The 19,105-nt window shown below is 76.2% G+C and carries 11 protein-coding genes; 9 read left to right on the top strand and 2 right to left on the bottom strand.

The genetic code is table 11. From position 1 onward, the window contains the following. The first annotated feature begins 106 nt into the window (after positions 1 to 106). Both C1708_RS07490 and C1708_RS07495 read left to right on the top strand, forming a co-directional pair. Entirely contained in the window at positions 107 to 1,324 is a 1,218-nt protein-coding gene (locus C1708_RS07490) for a thiolase family protein (protein WP_106411914.1), read from the top strand. Beyond that, positions 1,321 to 3,450 carry a 3-hydroxyacyl-CoA dehydrogenase NAD-binding domain-containing protein gene (locus C1708_RS07495; RefSeq protein ID WP_106411915.1) on the top strand — a complete coding sequence of 710 codons (2,130 nt, stop codon included), beginning with the start codon at positions 1,321 to 1,323 and terminating at the stop codon, positions 3,448 to 3,450. Before C1708_RS07490 ends, C1708_RS07495 begins: the two co-directional genes overlap by 4 nt. Before the next feature lie 422 nt (positions 3,451 to 3,872). Here the strand turns inward: C1708_RS07495 and C1708_RS07500 are convergent, their stop codons facing one another. Continuing rightward, positions 3,873 to 4,892 (bottom strand): PLL family lectin, encoded by a 1,020-nt coding sequence (locus tag C1708_RS07500; RefSeq protein ID WP_106411916.1) that lies wholly within the window; start codon positions 4,890 to 4,892, stop codon positions 3,873 to 3,875. 103 nt (positions 4,893 to 4,995) lie between these two features. On the opposite strand from C1708_RS07500, the gene C1708_RS07505 reads away from it, so the two are divergent. Then, positions 4,996 to 5,367, top strand: coding sequence for a PIN domain-containing protein (locus C1708_RS07505; protein WP_106411917.1), 372 nt, complete (start codon positions 4,996 to 4,998; stop codon positions 5,365 to 5,367). 54 nt (positions 5,368 to 5,421) lie between these two features. Here C1708_RS07505 and C1708_RS35620 read toward each other — a convergent pair whose 3' ends face one another. Continuing rightward, entirely contained in the window at positions 5,422 to 12,876 is a 7,455-nt protein-coding gene (locus C1708_RS35620) for a type I polyketide synthase (protein WP_106411918.1), read from the bottom strand. Between the two features lie 161 nt (positions 12,877 to 13,037). Here C1708_RS35620 and C1708_RS07515 point away from each other — a divergent pair, with 161 nt between their 5' ends. Genes C1708_RS07515 through C1708_RS07540 form a run of 6 tightly spaced genes read left to right on the top strand, consistent with a single transcriptional unit; the run spans position 13,038 to position 19,047 of the window. After that, positions 13,038 to 14,060, top strand: coding sequence for a 3-oxoacyl-ACP synthase III family protein (locus C1708_RS07515; RefSeq protein WP_106411919.1), 1,023 nt, complete (start codon positions 13,038 to 13,040; stop codon positions 14,058 to 14,060). 2 nt (positions 14,061 to 14,062) lie between these two features. Beyond that, positions 14,063 to 14,989, top strand: a complete 927-nt coding sequence (locus C1708_RS07520) for an alpha/beta fold hydrolase (RefSeq protein ID WP_241911196.1) — start codon at positions 14,063 to 14,065, stop codon at positions 14,987 to 14,989. Continuing rightward, a complete protein-coding gene (locus C1708_RS07525) occupies positions 14,986 to 16,584 on the top strand; it encodes an AMP-binding protein (protein WP_106411920.1) in 1,599 nt (532 codons plus the stop codon). The genes C1708_RS07520 and C1708_RS07525 overlap by 4 nt, the downstream gene beginning before the upstream one ends. Beyond that, complete coding sequence (locus tag C1708_RS07530; protein ID WP_106411921.1) at positions 16,581 to 17,612, top strand: NAD-dependent epimerase/dehydratase family protein; 1,032 nt, start codon at positions 16,581 to 16,583, stop codon at positions 17,610 to 17,612. The genes C1708_RS07525 and C1708_RS07530 overlap by 4 nt, the downstream gene beginning before the upstream one ends. Then, positions 17,576 to 17,836, top strand: coding sequence for an acyl carrier protein (locus C1708_RS07535; RefSeq protein WP_106411922.1), 261 nt, complete (start codon positions 17,576 to 17,578; stop codon positions 17,834 to 17,836). The genes C1708_RS07530 and C1708_RS07535 overlap by 37 nt, the downstream gene beginning before the upstream one ends. After that, a complete protein-coding gene (locus C1708_RS07540; RefSeq protein WP_106411923.1) occupies positions 17,833 to 19,047 on the top strand; it encodes a beta-ketoacyl-[acyl-carrier-protein] synthase family protein in 1,215 nt (404 codons plus the stop codon). The genes C1708_RS07535 and C1708_RS07540 overlap by 4 nt, the downstream gene beginning before the upstream one ends. Positions 19,048 to 19,105 lie beyond the last annotated feature (58 nt).

Below are 19,105 nucleotides of genomic sequence, written 5' to 3' on the forward strand. Positions count from 1 at the left end.
TGTGATGTTCGCCGCTCCGGCCCGCGGGGGTGGGCAGTTACGTTACCCGCAAGTAGCATGGGGCGTAAGCAAGCGCTCAGCATCCCGTACCTGGAGGAGAGCCATCGTGCCTCGTACCGTCAGGGACGTCGTCTTCGTCGACGGCGTCCGTACCCCGTTCGGCAAGGCGGGCCCGAAGGGCATCTACCACGAGACCCGCGCCGACGACCTGGTCGTCAAGGCGATCCGGGAGCTGCTGCGCCGCAACCCGGGCCTCGACCCGAAGAAGATCGACGAGGTCGCCATCGCCGCGACCACGCAGATCGGCGACCAGGGCCTGACCATCGGCCGCACGGCGGGCATCCTCGCCGGCCTGCCGCAGTCGGTGCCGGGCTACTCCATCGACCGCATGTGCGCCGGCGCGCTGACCGCCGTCACCACGGTGGCCGGCTCCGTCGCCTTCGGCGCGTACGACGTCGCCATCGCGGGCGGTGTCGAGCACATGGGCCGCCACCCGATGGGCGAGGGCGTGGACCCCAACCCGCGGTTCGTCTCCGAGAAGCTGGTCGACGAGTCCGCCCTGTTCATGGGCATGACCGCGGAGAACCTGCACGACCGGTACCCGCAGATCACCAAGCTGCGCGCCGACGAGTACGCGGTCCGCTCCCAGGAGAAGGCCGCCAAGGCGTACGCCAACGGCAAGATCCAGGCCGACCTGGTGCCGGTCTCGGTGCGCCGCACCAACCCCGAGGGCGGCGAGACCGGCTGGGGCCTGGTCACCGCCGACGAGCCGATGCGTCCGGGCACCACGCTGGAGAACCTGGCGACCCTCAAGACGCCGTTCCGCGTCCACGGCCGGGTCACCGCCGGCAACGCGGCCGGTCTGAACGACGGCGCCACCGCCTCCGTCATCGCCTCCGAGGACTTCGCCCGCGAGAACGGCCTGCCGGTCAAGATGCGCCTGGTCGCCTACGCCTTCGCCGGCGTGGAGCCCGAGGTCATGGGCTACGGCCCGATCCCGGCCACGGAGAAGGCGCTCGCCCAGGCGGGCCTGTCCATCTCCGACATCGGCCTGTTCGAGATCAACGAGGCCTTCGCCGTCCAGGTCCTCGCGTTCCTGGACCACTACGGCATCGCCGACGACGACGAGCGCGTCAACCAGTACGGCGGCGCCATCGCGTTCGGCCACCCGCTGGCCTCCTCCGGCGTCCGCCTGATGACGCAGCTGGCCCGCCAGTTCGAGGAGCAGCCGCACGTCCGCTACGGCCTGACCACCATGTGCGTCGGCTTCGGCATGGGCGCGACGGTCATCTGGGAGAACCCGCACTTCGAGGGGGACAAGTGAGCACCACCGCAGAGCTTCTGAAGGGTGCGGCCGAGCTGTTCCCCGGCGAGGTCGTCACCAGCGCGCACGTACGCCACTTCGACCTGCCGCTGGGCGCGGGCCGGTTCGCGCTGATCACGCTGGACAACGGTCACGACCACACCAAGCCGACCACGCTCGGCCCGCAGTCGCTGGCGAACCTGGACGCCGCGATCGACCAGGTCGAGAAGGAGGCCGCGGACGGCGAGATCGTCGGCGTCGGCGTCACCGGCAAGCCGTTCGTCTTCGCGGTCGGCGCCGACCTCAAGGGCGTCGAGCTGCTGAAGCGCCACGAGGACGCGCTGGCCATCGGCAAGGGCGGCCACGACGTCTTCAAGCGGCTGTCGAAGCTGGCCGTGCCGACCTTCGCGTACTACAACGGCGCCGCCATGGGCGGTGGCGTGGAGATCGGTCTGCACTGCACCTACCGCACGGTGTCCGCGGCGCTGCCCGCGTTCTCCCTGCCCGAGGTCTTCCTCGGCCTGGTGCCCGGCTGGGGCGGCTGCACCCTGCTGCCGAACCTGATCGGCGCGGAGAGGGCCGTCTCGGTCATCATCGAGAACAGCCTCAACCAGAACAAGCAGCTCAAGGGCAAGCAGGTCTACGAACTCGGCATCGCGGACGCGCTGTTCGAGGGCGCGGACTTCCTGGAGCAGTCGCTGATCTGGACCGCGTCCGTCCTCAAGGGCGAGATCGCGGTCGAGCGCCCGGCGATCGACCGCGGCGAGGCCTGGGACCAGGCCGTCGCCAAGGGCCGCTTCGTCGCGGACTCCAAGGTGCACGGCGCGGCCCCGGCCGCCTACCGGGCCCTGGACATCATCGCCGCCGCCAAGGACGGCGACCTGCAGAAGGGCTACGACGCCGAGGACCAGGCGCTCGCCGACCTGATCATGGGCGGTGAACTGCGCGCCGGCATCTACGCGTTCAACCTGGTGCAGAAGCGCGGCAAGCGTCCCGCGGGCGCCCCGGACAAGAACCTGGCGCGCCCGGTCACCAAGGTCGGCGTCGTCGGCGCCGGTCTGATGGCCTCCCAGCTCGCGCTGCTGTTCCTGCGCCGCCTCGAGGTGCCGGTCGTGCTGACCGACATCGACCAGGAGCGCATCGACAAGGGTGTCGGCTACGTGCACGCCGAGATCGACAAGCTGCTCGGCAAGGGCCGGATCAACCAGGACAAGGCCAACCGCCTCAAGGCGCTGGTCACCGGTGTGCTGGACAAGGCCGAGGGCTTCGCGGACGCCGACTTCGTCATCGAGGCGGTCTTCGAGGAGATGGGCGTCAAGCAGCAGGTGTTCGCGGAGGTCGAGGCGGTCGCCCCGGCGCACGCGATCCTCGCGACCAACACCTCCTCCCTCTCGGTGACCGAGATGGCGTCGAAGCTGCGGCACCCCGAGCGGGTCGTCGGCTTCCACTTCTTCAACCCGGTCGCGGTCCTGCCGCTGCTGGAGATCGTCCGCGGGGAGAAGACCGACGACGCGGCGCTGGCCACGGCGTTCGGCGTCGCCAAGAAGCTGCGGAAGACCGCGGTGCTGGTGAAGGACGCCCCGGCGTTCGTCGTGAACCGCATCCTGACCCGCTTCATGGGCGAGATCCAGAACGTCATCGACGAGGGCACGCCCGTCGAGGTCGCGGAGAAGGCGGTGGAGCCGCTCGGCCTGCCGATGTCCCCGCTGGTCCTGCTGGAGCTGGTCGGCCCGGCCATCGGCCTGCACGTCTCCGAGACGCTGCACCAGGCGTTCCCGGACCGCTTCACGGTCTCCCCGAACCTGAAGGCGGTCGTCGAGGCCGGCAAGCGCGGCTTCTACGTCTACGACTCCGGCAAGCCGGAGCTGGACCCGGAGGTCGCCGCGCTGCTGCAGCAGGGCGACACCGTCCTCACCGAGGAGCAGGTCCGCGAGCGGGTGCTGGACGCGGTGGCCCAGGAGATCGGCCTGATGCTCGACGAGGGCGTCGTCGCCGAGGCCCAGGACATCGACCTGTGCCTGATCACCGGCGCCGGCTGGCCCTTCCACCTGGGCGGCGTCACGCCGTACCTGGACCGCGAGGGCGTCTCCGAGCGGGTGAACGGCAAGCGGTTCCTGGAGCCGGGGGTGGCGTCGGTTCCGGCGTGACGGCCGTACCGGTCATCGGCGGAAGGCCCCGACACCCGCGAGGTGTCGGGGCCTTCCCCGTCACGGCGCCCCGCGCACCCGGCGCGCGGTGCCGGACGTCCGGCCGTTCACCACGTCCCGGCGAACGGCAGGTGCTCGCGCTTCTCGCCGCACGGTTCGCGCGAGGTGACGGAGGTCCTGATCCAGCTGCCGTCCGGAAGGCGTGGATCCGCAGGGCCGGCCGGGAGCGGAGGGCGCTGAACACCGGGACGAACTCCGCCTCGTACCGGCCGGGCTTCCGGTCGTGCGGGTGGCGCACGCTCCACGTGCCGCCGGCCCGCACCGGCGCCTCGGCGATCGGGCCGCCGCCCTCCAGCACCATGACCTCGGAGACGCCGGGGCCGGCGGTCCCGGAGACGGGAAGTGCCCGCCGCCCGGCCCGCTCAGACCTCCCGCCACCCCTCCAGCGCCAGCCCGGTCTCCTCCTTGCGCCGGGTGACGCGGAGGGTGGCGGTGGCGGGGTCGAGGGTGGCGGCGACGAGGGCGCCGAGGGCGTCGACGGCCAGGCCGACCAGCGCGCCGGACGGGAGGGGCGGGCCGGACTCGGTCCACCAGGCGCCCGCCTGCTCCTGCTCCGTGGGGTACGCGGCGAACGCCACCCGGCCGCTCGCCGAGCGCTGGGCGAGCACCGTGCAGTCGTGCCCGTCGATCTCGCAGCGCACGGCCGCGGCCGGGCCGGGGCCCGCCGCCCGGAGCAGCGGCACCGGCTTGCCGCCGGGGCGCCAGGCGCACAGCTCGCCGTCCTGGTCGGTGAAGAAGAGGGTGGTCCGCTCGGCGGACGTGCGCAGCGCGCGCAGGGTGCCGGGGCGGGCGGCCGCCTCGGCCGTCTCGTCCCGCGTGGGCGTCCTGCCGGGCTCCTCCTGACGCCAGTGCAGGATCCGGTCGGGCGTGGCCGCGTACACCTCGACCATTCCGGACTCCCGGCTGGCGGCGGCGAGTTGCTCCTGGACGCCGGATCCCCTGAGGTCCCGCCACGGGTACCAGCCGCCCCGCTCCTTCTGCACCAGGAGGCTGACTCCGCCGCCCGCGTTGCGCACGAAGACGTACGCGCGCCTGCGGTCGTCGACGGCCACGGCGGGCGTGCCCGTGCGGTCGCCCCTGCCGTTGGGGTGGCCGACCGGGGACCAGTCGAGCGGGGCGAGCAGCGGGCGGAAGTGGGTGGAGTGCACCAGGCGGGACTCCCCCGGCCCGGCCGGCCGCCAGGCGGCCAGGTGGGCGTACCCGTCGGCGCCCTGTCCCACGGCCGCGGGTCCCTGCCGGAGCCCCAGGTCGCCGCCGGCCCGGCGGAAGGGCTCCCAGGGGCCGCCGGGGGCGAGTTCCGCGCGGCACAGGACGGCGTCGTCCGATTGCAGATAGACGGTGAGGCGGCCGTCGCGGCCGCGGAGAAGCCAGTCGCCGTTCACCTGTTCACCTTACGCACCGCGGTCCGCGCCGCGGACGCGGGGATCCCGCCGTACGGCCTCCCCCGCGGGAGGATTGCCCGGGCTTGCGTGGGACCCTGACCGTATGGAAGAGGCCGGTTCCCTGCTCGTGATCGTCGACGCCGCGAACGTCGTCGGGTCGGTGCCCGACGGGTGGTGGCGGGACCGCCGGGGGGCGGCGGAGCGGCTGCGGGACCGGCTGGCGGCCGACGGGCTGCCCGGCCTCCCGGGCCCGGTGGAGATCGTCCTCGTGGTGGAGGGCGCCGCCCGGGGCGTGGAGTCCGTGCCCGGCGTGCGGGTCGACCAGGCTCCCGGCAGCGGGGACGACCGGATGGTGGACCTCGTGGCGGCGGCGGGCGGGCGTCCGGTCCTCGTCGTCACCGCCGACCGTGAGCTGCGCCGCCGGGTGACGGCGCTGGGCGCCGACGTCACCGGGCCGCGCTCGGCGCCCCGCTGAGACGCGCGGCCGTCCTCGGCGCCTGCCCGGCGCCGAGGACGGCCGCGCTCCCGGCTACTCCCCCGGCCGCTCCTCGCCGGCCCCGAGGCCGAGGCGCTGGTGCACCAGGCGGGCGAAGTGCCCGAGGGTGCGGCCGGTGGCCAGATCGGCCGGAGCGAGGCGGACGTCGAACAGGTCCCTCGCCTGGACCAGGAACTGCATGCCGAGCAGTGAGTCCAGGCCGTAGTCGGTGACGTTGTGCGCCGCGTCCAGGCCCGACGGGTCGGTCTGGAGGACCGTCGCGAGGAGCTGGGTGAGCGTCTCGGTGATCTTCTCCACGGCCTCCTCGGCGGACAGCCCGGCCAGGGTGCGCAGCAGCTCGTCGCGGGCGTCCGGGGAGGCCACGCCGGTGGCCGGGGCCAGCCGGGCGAACCGGGGGGTGGCCAGCGCGGGCAGCAGGTGGCGTGCGGCTCCCCAGCGGTAGCGGCCCACCCCCGCGACGTCGGTCCCGGCGGCCAGCAGGCGTCCGGCCGCGTCCAGGGCCTCGCCGGGGTCGAGGAGTTCGAGGCCGCGTCCGGTCATCGCGGACTCCATCCCGGTGCGCGCGACGTACCCGGTGCCGCCGATCGGCCCCCAGGCCAGGGCCGTGCCCGGCCGGCCGGCGGCGCGGCGGGCCCGGGCGAGCGCCTCCAGGTACGCGTTGGCCGCCGCGTAGGCGGCCTGCCCCGGATTGCCGATGGCGGCGGACACGGACGAGTGGGCGAGGAACAGGTCCAGGTCGCGGCCCGCGGTGAGGCGGTCGAGGAGGGCCGCGCCACCCGCCTTGGGCGCCATCACGGCGGCGAACCGCTCGTCGGTGAGGTCGGCGAGCGCCGCGTCGTCCATGTGCATGGCCGCGTGCACGACACCGCGCAGGGGGTGCCCGCCGGCGTCCACGGCGTCGACGATCCGGCGCAGCGCGGCCTCGTCGGTGACGTCGGCGGCGTGGACGGTGGTCCGTACGCCCCGTTCGGTGAGGTCCCGGAGCAGGGCGGGCGCCTCGGGCGCTTCGGGGCCCCGGCGGGAGACGAGGGCCAGGTGCCGGGCGCCCAGGTCGGCGAGCCGGCGGGCGGTGGCGGCGCCGAAGCCGCTCGTGCCGCCGGTGACCAGGTAGGTGCCGTCGCCGTCGAGGCGGAGGGCGCCGGGCGCGGGCTCCACCGGGACGGGTTCGTCGAGCGGGTCGAAGGTGACCACGACCTTCCCGGTGTGCCGGGAGTGCTGGAGGAGGTGGAACGCCTCGTCGACCCGGGCGGCGGGGTGGGCCGTGTGGGGCAGCGGGCGGTAGGCGCCGGCGTCGACCAGGGCGCCGAAGTCCTCCAGGAGCCGGGAGCGCAGGGCCGGGGAGTCGATGACGGCGTCGAGGTTGAAGCCGATGAAGGTGAGGCTGCGGTCGAACGGGCGCAGTGTGAGCGGGTTGTTGCGGAAGATGTCCCGCTTGCCGAGCTCGATGAAGCGGCCGTTGGGGCGGAGCAGGTCGAGGCCGCGGGCGATGGCCTCGCCGCTGAGGGAGTTCACCACGACGTCCACGCCCCGCCCGCCGGTGAGTTCGCGCACCCGCGGGACGAAGTCCAGGCTGCGGGAGTCGAGGACGTGGTCGGCGCCGAGCGTGCGCAGCAGGTCCCGCTTGGTCTCCGTGCCCGCGGTGGCGATGACACGGGCGCCCTGCCGGCGGGCGCACTGGAGGACGGCGAGGCCGACCGCCCCGGCGCCGCCGTGCACGAGGACGGTCTCGCCCTCCGTGAGGCGGGCCTGGTGGACCAGGGTGTGGTGGACGGTCAGGAAGGCGACGGGGAAGGTGGCCGCCTCCGCGAAGCTCATCGCGTCGGGGATGCGGACGACGGCGGCCGCGGGGGTCGTCGTGTGGGAGGCGAGGGCGGCCGGCATGAGGCCGGTGACCCGGTCGCCGGGCCGCAGTCCGCGCACGCCGGGTCCGACGGCGTGCACGATGCCCGCACCGTCGGTGCCGAGCCCCCTCGCGAGGGGGCTGCCCTCCACCGCCTCGGGCGGCAGCAGGCCGTTGGCGCGCATGGGGTCGCGGTAGTTCAGGGCCACGGCCCGCAGCTCGACGGTCACCTCACCCGGTCCCGGTACCGGCAGCTCCGTCTCGCGCCAGACCAGCCGCCGGTGCAGGCCGGGGTCGCGGACCTCCAGGACGTACGGCGTGCCGGCCGGGACGGCCGGGGCCTCGCCCGCCGGGTGCTGCGCCTGCCGGGGGACGAACCGTCCTCCCCCGGTCAGCACGACCTCGTCCTCGCGGGCGCCCGGGTCGTCGTCGCCGGCGGCGAGGAGTTCCCCGGCGAGGCGCCGGGCGTCGGCGGCGGGGTCGCCGGTGCGGTGGCAGGACAGGCGCCGCAGGCTCAGGTCGGGCCGCTCGTTGGCGAGGGTGCGGCAGGCCGCCCAGACGGCCGCGTCGCCCGGGTGGGCCGGCTGCTCGGGGGCCGGGAACAGACCGGTGGGCCGCGTGACCAGCCACACCTGGGGCTGCGTGCGGCCCTCGGCGGACGCGCAGGCGGCGGCCAGGGAGCGCAGCAGGGCGGCGCGGCGGACGGTCCGCGGGACGGTGTCGTCCGGGCCGGGCTCCGCGAGCAGCAGGACGACGCGCGGGCCGGTGCCGGCGGGGAGCGTTCCGCGCCAGGCGGCGGGGTCGTCGGGCGCGGTGACGACGGCGGCCCCGCCGAGCAGGGCGGCCAGTTCCCGCGCGGTCGCCGTCTCAGTGCCGTCCTCGACGGCGATCACCCAGGGAGCGGCGTCCGCGGGCGTACGGGGCGGCTCGGTGGCGGCCTGCGCCGCGTCCCTCACCGTCCGGGACGCCTCGACGGCGGCCTCGGACGCGCCGTCACCGCCCGGTGCGGCGGCCTCCCGCTCCCGAGGCGCGGCGGCGAGGAGCAGGCTGCGGTCCTCCGGGCCGTGCTGGACGACGCCGGTGAAGCCGCACTCCTCCAGCAGCGGCGCCCACCGGTCGCGGGGCAGGACGCGGCAGGCGGGGCGCAGCGCGCGGTCGTCGCGCTCCCAGAAGTCGTTCAGCATGCCGGACCGCAGCGCCTGCAGCACGGCATCGTGGGGTTCGGCTGCCAGCAGGTGGCCGCCGGGGGCGAGCACGGTGCGCAGCCGGCGCAGGGTCGCGGCGACGTCGGTGGTGGCGTGCAGGGCGTCGCCCGCGAGGACGAGGTGGAAGCCGCCGCGCGGCAGACCCTGGGCGAGAAGGTCGCTGTCCGGGTCCAGGGTGCGGTACCGGGTGAAGTCGTAGCGGGCGAAACGGTGTTCGGCGCGGGCGAAGCCGCTGCCGGCGGGAGCCGTGCAGACGTACCGCGTGCGGTCGGCGGGGAGCACGGGCAGGGCCGCGGCGGTCAGGGCGCCGGTGGTGGCTCCGATCTCCAGGACGCGCAACGGCCGGTCCGCGGGCCAGCGTTCGACGAGGGCGCCGAGCACCGCCTGTACGGCCCGGTGGGTGTAGCGGTGGGCGGGGCCGGTCTCGTGGAGCTGGTCGAGGGTGCTGTCGCCGGGCGGCAGGAGGTCGGCCGCGTCGGTGACGCCCCGCACCACCTCGGGCAGGCGGCACAGCTGCCGGTTGAGCAGGAGGGTCTCGGCGCCGTGGCCGGGGTGGTCCTCCACCAGCGCCCGCAGCACGGTCCCGGGCGTCTCGCCGGCGCCGGTCAGCCGCCAGTGGTCGCCGTCCTGCCGGGCGAGGCCGTGCGCGGCCAGCAGCGGCAGCATGAGGCGGGCCGCCCGCCGGTGCCGGGGCTGCATGCCGCCCGCCACCAGGTCGGCGACGGTGAAGGGGGCGCCGGGGTCGGTGAGCAGGCCGCGCAGGGCGGCGGCCCAGCAGTGGGCGCCGGCGCGTCCGGCGGCGGCGACGAAGCGGTGGTGGCCGGTGTCGTCCAGGGCGGCCCGTGCGGCGGTGAGGCGGGGGGCGGCGGCGCGGGCCAGTTCGGCGGGGGCGGGCAGCGGGCCGGGGTCCGCCGGGGCGCCCGGGTGCGGGGCGGCGCGGAGCACGGTGCGCTGGACGGTGAGCGGGGTGTCGCCGGTCAGGTGGCCGCGGCGGGTGCGGCAGCCGTCGATCTCGGCGGTGACCGTGCCGTCGGGGTCGGCGTAGGTGATGTCCCAGCACATCTCGTTGGCGCTGCGGGAGCGCCGGCGCAGGTGCACGATCCCGGTGGGCGAGGGGGTGCGCCAGACGCGGACGGCGCCGAACACGGTGGGCAGGAACCCGGCGGACTCCGCGGTCGGTCCGGCGAGGGCGACGGTGGCCTGGAGCGGGGCGTCGAGCAGGACCGGGTGGGCGGTGTGGGCGGCGGCGTCGTGCCGCAGCCGGTAGGAGACGAGGACCTCGCCGTCGCCGGCGTCGATGCGCTCGATGAGCTGGAAGGCGGGGCCGCAGTTCAGGCCGACGGCGTGGCAGGCGCGGTAGAACTCGGGGCCGTCCACGGTGCGTTCGCAACGGGCGCGCACCGCGTCGGCGTCGAGCGGGCCGGGTGCGGCGCCGAGCAGGGTGCGGACCTGGGCGCGGACGACGGGCCGGCACTCCCCGTGGTGTTCCTCGCGGACGCTGACGGTGAGCGTGCCGTCGTCGGGGGTGACGGCGGTCTGGAGGGCGACCGGGGTCGGGTCGGGCCACGGCACGGACAGCGGCCGGCCGATCTCCAGGTGCCGCACCTCGACGGGCCGGTCCAGGGCCAGCCGGCCCGCGCTGAGCGCCATGTCGACGTAGGCGGCGGCCGGCATGAGGACGTCGTCGCCGATCCTGTGGTCGCCGAGCCAGGGCACCAGCTGCGGTTCGACGGTGCCGTGCCACACCGGGTGCGGGGCGGGCATCCGTTCGCCGACGAGGGGGTGGTCGAGCAGGCCGTTGCCGCTGGTGCCGCTGATCAGGCCCTGCGGGGTGCCGTGCCAGTACCGCTGCCGCTGCCAGGGGTAGGCGGGCAGGTCGGCGACGCGGCCCTGGCGGGGGAAGTGCGCGCGCAGGTCCGCGCCGGGCACGGCGGCGAGGACGGCACAGACCGCGGCGGCCGTCTCGCGCCGGCCGTCGCCGTCGCGGTGCAGGGTGGGCACGCAGGTGGCGCCGGTGCGGCGCAGGTAGGGGCGGAGCACCGGGTGCGGGCCGATCTCCACGAGGGTGCCGGCGTGGCCGTCGGTGAGGCGGGCGGCGGCCTCGGCGAACCTGACCGGTTCGCGCACGTTGCGCCACCAGTAGCCGGCGTCCAGTTCGGGCCCGTCCAGGAGGGCGCCGGTGACGGTGGAGACGAACGGGATGCGGGCGGGGGCGGGGGCGAGTCCGTCCAGCGCGGTGAGCAGCGGCTCGCGGATGGGGTCCATGGCCCGGCTGTGGAAGGCGTAGTCGAGGCCGAGGTCGCGGAAGAACACGCCGCGGGCGGTGAGGTCCGCGCCCCAGGCGGCGAGCGCGTCGGCGTCCCCGGCGACGGTCACGTCCCGGTCGCTGTTGACGCCCGCGATCTCCAAGGAGCCGTCGTGGCGGGCCAGTTCCTCGCGGGCCCGCTCCTCGGGCAGGCCGACGGCGGCCATGCGGCCCCGGCCGGCGGTGGTGCCCTGGGTGCGGCTGCGTTCGGCGATCACCAGGGCGGCCTGGTCCAGGGTGAGGATGCCGGCGGCGTGGGCGGCGGCGACCTCGCCGACGCTGTGCCCGGCCACGGCGCCGGGCCGCACCCCGTGCGAGGCGAGCAGCGCGGTGAGCCCCACCTGCAGGGCGAACAGGGCGGGCTGGGCGATCTCCGTGCGCTGCCAGGCACGGGGTGAGGGGTGGGCCAGTTCCTTGGCGACGGAGCGGCCCAGGTGCCGGGCGAGGGCCGCGTCGGCCTCCTCGACGGCCCGGCGGAAGACCGGTTCGGCGTCGAGCAGGTCGGCGCCCATGCCGGGCCACTGGGAGGCGTTGCCGGAGTAGACGAACGCGGTGCCTTCCCGCTCGCTCACGCGGACGACGGCGCCGCGGGCGGGTTCCGCGGCCGCCAGGAGGTCGAGCTGCCGGGCGGCGTCCGCCGGGTCGGCGGCCAGGACGGCGGCGCGGTGCGGGTGGGCGGTGCGCCGTACGGTGCTGGTGCGGGCCAGGTCGTGGAACTCCCCCGGGTCCGCGGCCCGCAGCCGCTCGGCCATGCGGCCGGCCAGTTCCTTGAGCGCCGCGCCGGAGCGCGCAGACACCATCAGCGGCAGGGGGCGTCCGGGCCCGTCGGGCTCCGGTTCCGGCGCGGCGGGCGGCGGGACGACGACGGCGTGGGCGTTGGCCCCGCCGAAGCCGAAGGCGCTCACGCCGACGGCGGCCCGCTCGTCGTCCGGTACGGGGACGGGCTCGACGGCGGGGGCGAGGTTCAGGCCGTCGAAGTCGATGCGGGGGTTGAGCGGGAGGGCGTGCAGGGACTTCGGGACGAGCCGGTGGCGCAGCACCAGGATCGCCTTGAGCAGGCCCGCCATGCCGGAGGCGGGTTCCAGGTGGCCGAGGTTGGACTTCACCGAGCCGATCGGCAGCGGGCCGCGGCCGCGCCGCCGGCCGAGGGCACGGCCGATGGCCTCGGCCTCCGCGGGGTCGCCGGCCTGGGTGCCGGTGCCGTGCGCCTCGACGTACAGCAGGTCGTCGGGGCCGACGCCGGCCCGCGCGTACACCGCGTGCAGCAGCGCCTCCTGCGTCTCGGCGCTGGGCACGATCATGCCGGTGCTGCGGCCGTCGGTGTTGTTGCCGGTGGCGGCGAGCACGGCGTGGATCCGGTCGCCGTCCGCGACCGCGTCGGCGAGGCGTTTGAGGACGAGGACGGCGCCGCCCTCGGCGCGGACGAAGCCGTCGGCGTCGGCGGAGAAGGCCGCGCACCGCCCGCGCCGGGACAGCATGCCGGCGTACGAGAATCCGGCGAACGAGTAGGGACTGACCAGGACGTTGACGCCGGCGGCGAGGGCGACGCGTCCTGTGCCCTCGTGCAGGGTGCGGCAGGCGCGGTCCAGGGCGACCAGGGCGGAGGAGCAGGCGGTGTCGACGGCCATGCTGGGGCCGCGCAGGTCGAAGGCGTACGACAGGCGGTTGGCGGTGATGGACAGGGTGGCGCCGGGCATGGTGTGCGGGCTGGTGTGGTCCTGCGTCATCGACAGGCCGACGCCGTACGCCGGGTCGGAGACGCCGACGTACACGCTGGTGTCCGACCCGGCCAGCGACTCGGCGGGGACGCCGGCGTCGTCGAGGGCCTCGGCGGCCATCTCCAGCAGGAGCCGCTGCTGCGGGTCCACGTGCCGGGCCTCGGCGGGCGACATGCCGAAGTAGGCGGCGTCGAAGGAGGCCACGTCCGGCAGGAAGCCGCCGGCGGCGGTGTAGCTGCGGCCCGGACGGACCGCTCCCGGGTCGACCGTCCGGTCCCTGGGGAAGCGGTCGGCGGGCATCTCGGTGACCATGTCCCGCCCCTCGCGCAACACGGACCACAGCCCGTCCAGATCGGTGATGCCTCCCGGAAGCCGGCAGCCGATCCCCACCACCGCCACGGCTCGTTCGCACTGCTGCATCGCCAAGTTCCCGCCTTCTCACGCCGGTTGCCAGCTTCGTGAGCGGAGTAGAGAACATTCCGGTTCGAAAACGCCAGCGGGGCCCACTCGTTGGGGTGAAGATGACCGCCCTGGGGGCTCGCGGGCCTGGCGGGGGGTGGCGTCGCCGCTACGGTGACGCGGTGCCCGAAGCCCTGCGTGCCCGCATCGCGGCCGTCACCGCCCATCTGCCGTCCCGTTACCGGACCATGGAGGAGATCCGTGCCCGGATCGCCGCGACCGGCGGCTACGCGCCGCCCCCCGGCCTGCTGGAGGACCTCACCGGGGTGCGCGGCGTCCATGTGCACGAGGAGGGCGAGAACGCCTCCGACCTCGCCGTGACCGCCGCCCGCCAGGCGCTCGACGAGGCGGGACTGAAGATCGGCGACGTCGACCTGCTGCTGTTCGCGTCCACCGCGCAGGACCTGATCGAGCCCGCCACCTCCCACCTCGTCGCGGCCAAACTGGGCGCCACCTGCCCGGTGTTCGACGTGAAGAACGCCTGCAACAGCGTCCTCAACGCGATGGAGGTGGCGACGTCGTTCATCGAGGCGGGCCGCTACCGCACGGTGCTGATCGCCTGCGGCGAGCCCGCCACCCTGGCGACCCGCTGGCACGCCCCCGACCGGCAGACCCTGCTGCGGGCCCTGCCGGGCTACACCGCCTCCGACGCGGGCGCGGCGATGATCCTCACCGCGGGACCGGCGGGCGACGGCGACTCCGGTGTGCTGTCGCTGCGGTTCGCCAGCAACTCCGCGGCCTGGGAGGCCTGCACGGTGGCCGGCGGGGGCAGCATGCACCACCTGTCGGTGCACGACGACCACACCACGCTGCGGCTCAACGGCGACCTGCGGCAGGGCGCCCTGGACGCGCTGCCGCGCATCCTCGAGACGGCGGCGGAGGAGCTGGGCGCGGTGTCGTCCTGCGCGTTCGTCGCCTTCCACCAGATCGCGATGCCGCAGTACCGGGAGACGCTCGAGATGTTCGGGCTGCCGGAGGACCGGTGCATGCCCGCGGTGGCCGAGCACGGCAACTGCGCTGCGGCCTCCCTGCCGTTGCAGCTGACGAAGGCGGTGCGCGCCGACCGGATCGAGCGCGGGGACCTGGTGGCGATGATCGGCCTGGCCAGCGGGTTCAGCTTCGGCCTGGCCCTGGTCCGGTGGTGACCGTGCGGGCGGGGCGGGCCCCGGCGGCCGACGCGCTGGAGCGGCTGATGCCGGGATACCCGGCGCCCCGGCACTGGCGGCGCGTGCCGGTGACCGGACAGCACTACCTCGACCTCGGCGACGGACGGCCGGTGCTGTTCCTGCACGGCAACCCGTCGTGGAGCTACGTCTGGCGCGGGCTGCTGCACCGGCTGGCCCCGCACGCCCGCTGTCTGGCGCCCGACCTGCCGGGGTTCGGGATGTCCCGGCACCTGCGCCCGGCGGGCGGCGTGCCCGACCCGTACGAGGCGCAGCTGGAGGGCCTGGACGCCCTCCACCGCCACCTGGTGCGCGACCGCGGCCTGCCCGCGGGGGGCTGGACGTTCGTGCTGCACGACTGGGGCGGTCCGCTCGGCGCGGCCTGGGCGCTGCGCAACCCGGGCGTGGTGGACCGGCTCGTCGTCTGCAACACGGTGGCCTTCCCCTTCCCCGAGGGGTTCCGGCTGCCGTTCTACCTGCGCTGGATCCGCGACCACCGGCCGGTCGCCGGCCTGGTCCACCTGACCAACGGTTTCGCCCGGACCGCCGTGCGCGCCGGGGTGCACCGCCCGCTGTCCCCGGCCGAGCGCCGCGCTCTCCTCAGGCCGTACGCCCGCCGCGCCGAACGCGGGGCGGTGACCGACGCCGTGCGGGCCATTCCCCGGGACCCGGCCGACCCCGTCTGGCGGCTCCTCGAACCGCCCGCTCCCGGACCGGGGCTGGCAGAGCTGCCGCTGCTCGTCGGCTGGGGCATGCGCGACCCCGTCTTCACCCCGGACCTGCTGGGCGAGTGGGAGCGCCGCTTCCCCCGGGCCGCCGTCCACCGCTTCCCGGAGGCCGGCCACTACGTGATGGAGGACGCGGCGCCCGAACTGGCGTACCTCGTCCGCGACTTCCTGGGGGAACGATGACCACGACCGTTTCCGGGCTCGCCGCCCGGCTGGCCGGCCGGCCCGACGGCCTCGCGCTGGTGACGTGCCGCGGGGGCGCCTCCCGCGAGGTCGGCCGGGGCGAGCTGCTGCGCGGCTGCCACCGGATCGCCCGCGCGCTGCGCGAGGCCGGGGTGCGGCCCGGCCACAAGGCCGTCGTGATGACGCGCGACGCCCACGACCTGACGGCCGTCACCTACGCCCTCGGCGTGCTCGGCGCCGTGCCGGTGCTGATCGAGCCGCGTGCCGAGGTGGGCCGCTGCCTGGAGGACGTCGCCCCGGACGTCTTCGTCGGTGAGGCCCTGGCCCATCTCGGGCGCCGCGTCCTGCGCTGGGGCCGACCGCACGTGCGCATCCCCCTGGTCACCGGCCCGGTCCCGGTCCCGGGCGTGCGGCGGCTGGTCACCGCGGCGCCGGACGCCGGCCCGGTGACCCCGCCGGCCCCGTACGAGCCCGACGCCGACGACACCGCCCTGATCGCCTTCACCTCCGGCTCCACGGGACGGCCCAAGGGCGCCGAGTACCGGCTCTCCACGGTGGCCGGGCAGCTCGACGCGCTGACCGCGCTGATCGGCCCCCGGCCCGACGACGTCCTCCTCGCCGGGTTCCTGCCCATCGCCCTGCTCGGTCCGCTGCTGGGGCCGGTCACCGTCGTCCCGGCGGTCGACCACCTGGCCCCGGCCCGCACCCGGCCGCGGGAGGTGGTGGGGCCGGTCCTGGAACACCGCGCCACCGTCGTCCTGGCGTCGCCCGCCGTGCTCACCCTGCTCGCGCGGCACTGCGTCCGCCACGGCGTCCGGCTGCCCTCGGTGCGGCAGGTGCTGTCCTTCGGCGCGCCGCTGCGCGTCGGCCTCGCCGAGGCGCTGCGCGCCGTGGTGCCGGACGACGCGGAGATCCTCAGCGTCTACGGCGCGACGGAGTGCCTGCCCGTCTCCTCGATCGGCGACCACGAGCTGCGCGACACCCGCACCGCCCCGCCCGCCGGGCATGCCGGCACCTGCCTGGGCCGCCCGTTGCCGGGCGTCCGGGCCCGGATCCTGGACGCCGACGCCACCGGGGCCGGCGAGATCGCGGTGGGCGGCCCCACCGTCAGCCCCGCCTACCACGGGCGCCCGGACGCCGACGCCGCCGCCAAGAGCGTCACCGGCGAGGGCCTGCTGCACCGCACGGGCGACCTCGGCCGGATCGACGACGAGGGGCGGCTGTGGTTCCTCGGCCGCAGGGCGCATCTGGTGACCGGGGTGGACACGGACACGGGCGCCGCCTTCACGCTCGCCCCCGAGGACCTGGAGGCGACGGCGGACACCGCGCCGGGCGTGCGGCGCACCGCCCTGGTCGGTGTCGGCACGGCCCGCCGCGAACTGCCCGTGCTCTGCGTGGAGCTGCTGCCCTCCGTCGCCCGCGCCGGCGCTCTGGCGGCCGTGCGGGAGGTCGTGCGGGGGCACCCGGACGGGCACCGGGTGGGCGCCTTCCTGCTGCATCCCGGCTTCCCCACCGACCCCCGGCACAACTCCAAGACCGACCGGGGCCGGCTGGCCGGCTGGGCCGCCCGGCGGCTGCGCGGGAGGCTGTCGTGAAGGTCCTCGTCACCGGAGGGAGCGGCTTCCTCGGCCTGGAGCTCTGCCGCCGCCTGCGCGGCCGGGGGGACACCGTGGCCTCCCTGAACCGGCGGCACAGCACCGCACTGGAGCGCCTGGGCGTCCGGCAGCACCTGGGCGACCTCGCCGACGCCGGGGCGGTCTCCCGCGCGGTCGCCGGCCAGGACGCCGTCGTCCACAACGCCGCCCTGGCCGGGGTCAGCGGCCCGCCCCGCCCGTACTGGACCACCAACGTCCTCGGCACCCGGCACGTGATCGCGCAGTGCCGTGCCCACGGCGTGCGCACGCTGGTGTTCACCTCCACCGCCAGTGTCGTCTTCCGCCCCGGCGGCCTGGTGGGCGCCGACGAGAGCCTGCCGTACGCCCTCCAGCACCTGGCGCCCTACCCGGCGACCAAGGCGCGCGCGGAAGCGCTGGTGCTCGCCGCGCACGGACCTGACCTGGCGACGGTGTCGCTGCGCCCGCACATCGTCTGGGGGCCGGGCGACCCGCACTTCGTGCCCGCCCTCGCGCGCGCCGCGCGGGCCGGTCTGCTGCCGATGCCGGGGCAGGGCGGCAACCTCGTCGACACCACCCACGTCCGTACCGCCGCCCACGCCCACCTGCTCGCCCTGGACCGGCTGCGGCGGTCTCCCGAGGCGGGCGGCCGGGCCTACTTCATCGGCCAGGGCGATCCGCGGACCCTGCGCGAGATCACCGGGCACTTCCTGCGGGCGGCCGGGATCCGCGCCCGCTGGTGCGCCGTGCCGCCCCCGCTGGCGGCCGGTGCGGCGACGGCGGCCGACGCCCTGCTGCGGCTGGCCGGCAGCACCCGTACGCACGCCCTGAGCCGGTTCCTCGTCGAGGAACTGCGCCACCCGCACCACTTCGACCTCACCGCGGCGCGCCGCGACCTCGGCTTCGTGCCGCCCGTCTCGTTCGACGAGGGCGTCGCGGAGCTCGTCCCGTCCCGACTCACCCAGGAATCACCGTGCCGGACTCCTACGACGTTCTGCGATCCGTCCTGACCAGCAGCTTCCGCGTCCCCGAGGACGAGATCGAGCCCGGACGCACGTTCGCGCAGCTCGACCTGGACTCGCTCGCCCTGACCGAGCTGGTGCTCGTCCTCCACGAACGCCTCGGCGTGCGGGTGAGCACCGAGGCCGCCTCCCGCACCGCCACCCTGGAGGAGGTCGCCCGGCACCTCGACGCGCTGCGGGCGGAGGGCGCCCGCCCGGTGGGGCCCTCGTGACCGTCGCCGTCACGGGTCTGGGCCTGGTCACCCCGGCCGGGGAGGGCGTCGGCGCCGCCTGGGACGCGGTGTGCCGGGGTGTGGGCACGGCGTCCCGCGACCCGGCGCTGGCGGGCCTGCCCGTCGACTTCTCCTGCCGCGTCCCGCTGTCCCGCGAGGAGCTGGACCGGCGCGTCGGGCGCGCCTCGTGGCGCATGGCGCGCAACGCCGTGCTGGCGGTGCTGGCCGCCCGGGAGGCGGTCCACGACGCCGGCCTGGACCCGGCGACGTGGGACGCCGGGCGGGTCGCCGTCGTCATCGGCTGCGGCATCGGCGGGGACGCGGTGCGCGAGGAGCAGGGCAGACGCCTGGAGCGGGGGGACGCCCATCTGGTGTCCGCGCTGACCGTCCCGCAGATCCTGCCGAACATGGCGGCCGGGGAGGTCTCCGTCGACCTCGGGGCGCGCGGGCCGGCCCTCGCCCCGGCCACGGCGTGCGCGTCCGGCGCCACCGCCGTCGCCGTGGCCCGCGACCTGCTGGCCGCCGGGCGGTGCGACATCGCCGTGGCGGGCGGCACCGAGGGGGCCGTCTCCCCGCTCGCCGCCGCCGGTTTCTGGCGCATGGGCGCGCTGTCCGGGCGCACCGACGCGCCGGCCGCCGCGTCCCGGCCGTTCGCCGAGGACCGGGACGGGTTCGTCCTCGCGGAGGGCGCGGGCGTCCTCGTCCTGGAGCGCACCCGGGACGCGGAGGCGCGCGGCGCGTCCGTGCGGGCCCGGCTCGTGGGCTGCGGCAGCGCCTCGGACGCGTACCACCCGACGGCGCCCGACCCGGACGGCCGGGGGGCGGAGGACGCCCTGCGCGCCGCTCTGGCGGACGCGGGTCTGGTGCCGGGCGACGTCGACCACGTCAACGCGCACGGCACCTCCACGCCGCTCAACGACGCGGGCGAGGCGGCCCTGATCTCCCGGGTGCTGCCGCACCGCCCGAGCGTGACCGCGCCGAAGGGCGTGCTGGGGCACGGCCTGGGGGCGGCGGGCGCCGTGGAGGCGGCGCTGACCGTGCTGACCCTCCAGCACCGCACGGTGCCGCCGGTCGGCAACCTGCGGGCGCCCGCGGTGGCCTTCGGCATCGACTGCGTCACCAAGGAGCCGCGCCGCCAGGACGTCCGGGTGGCGGTCAGCCACTCGTTCGGGTTCGGCGGGCACAACGTCGTCCTGACGTTCGCCTCCTGACACGCCGGGGCCCGGGACCCGCACCGCTCGGGTGCGGGTCCCGGGCCCCCGGGGCCGG

Source organism: Streptomyces sp. DH-12 (assembly GCF_002899455.1).
Classification (GTDB): Bacteria; Actinomycetota; Actinomycetes; order Streptomycetales; family Streptomycetaceae; genus Streptomyces.

Excerpts from the sequence above, each read along its gene's own strand:
- C1708_RS07505 (WP_106411917.1), top strand. The coding sequence starts at position 4,996 with ATGGAAGAGGCCGGTTCCCTGCTCGTGATCGTCGACGCCGCGAACGTC.
- C1708_RS35620 (WP_106411918.1), bottom strand. The coding sequence starts at position 12,876 with ATGCAGCAGTGCGAACGAGCCGTGGCGGTGGTGGGGATCGGCTGCCGG.
- C1708_RS07525 (WP_106411920.1), top strand. The coding sequence starts at position 14,986 with ATGACCACGACCGTTTCCGGGCTCGCCGCCCGGCTGGCCGGCCGGCCC.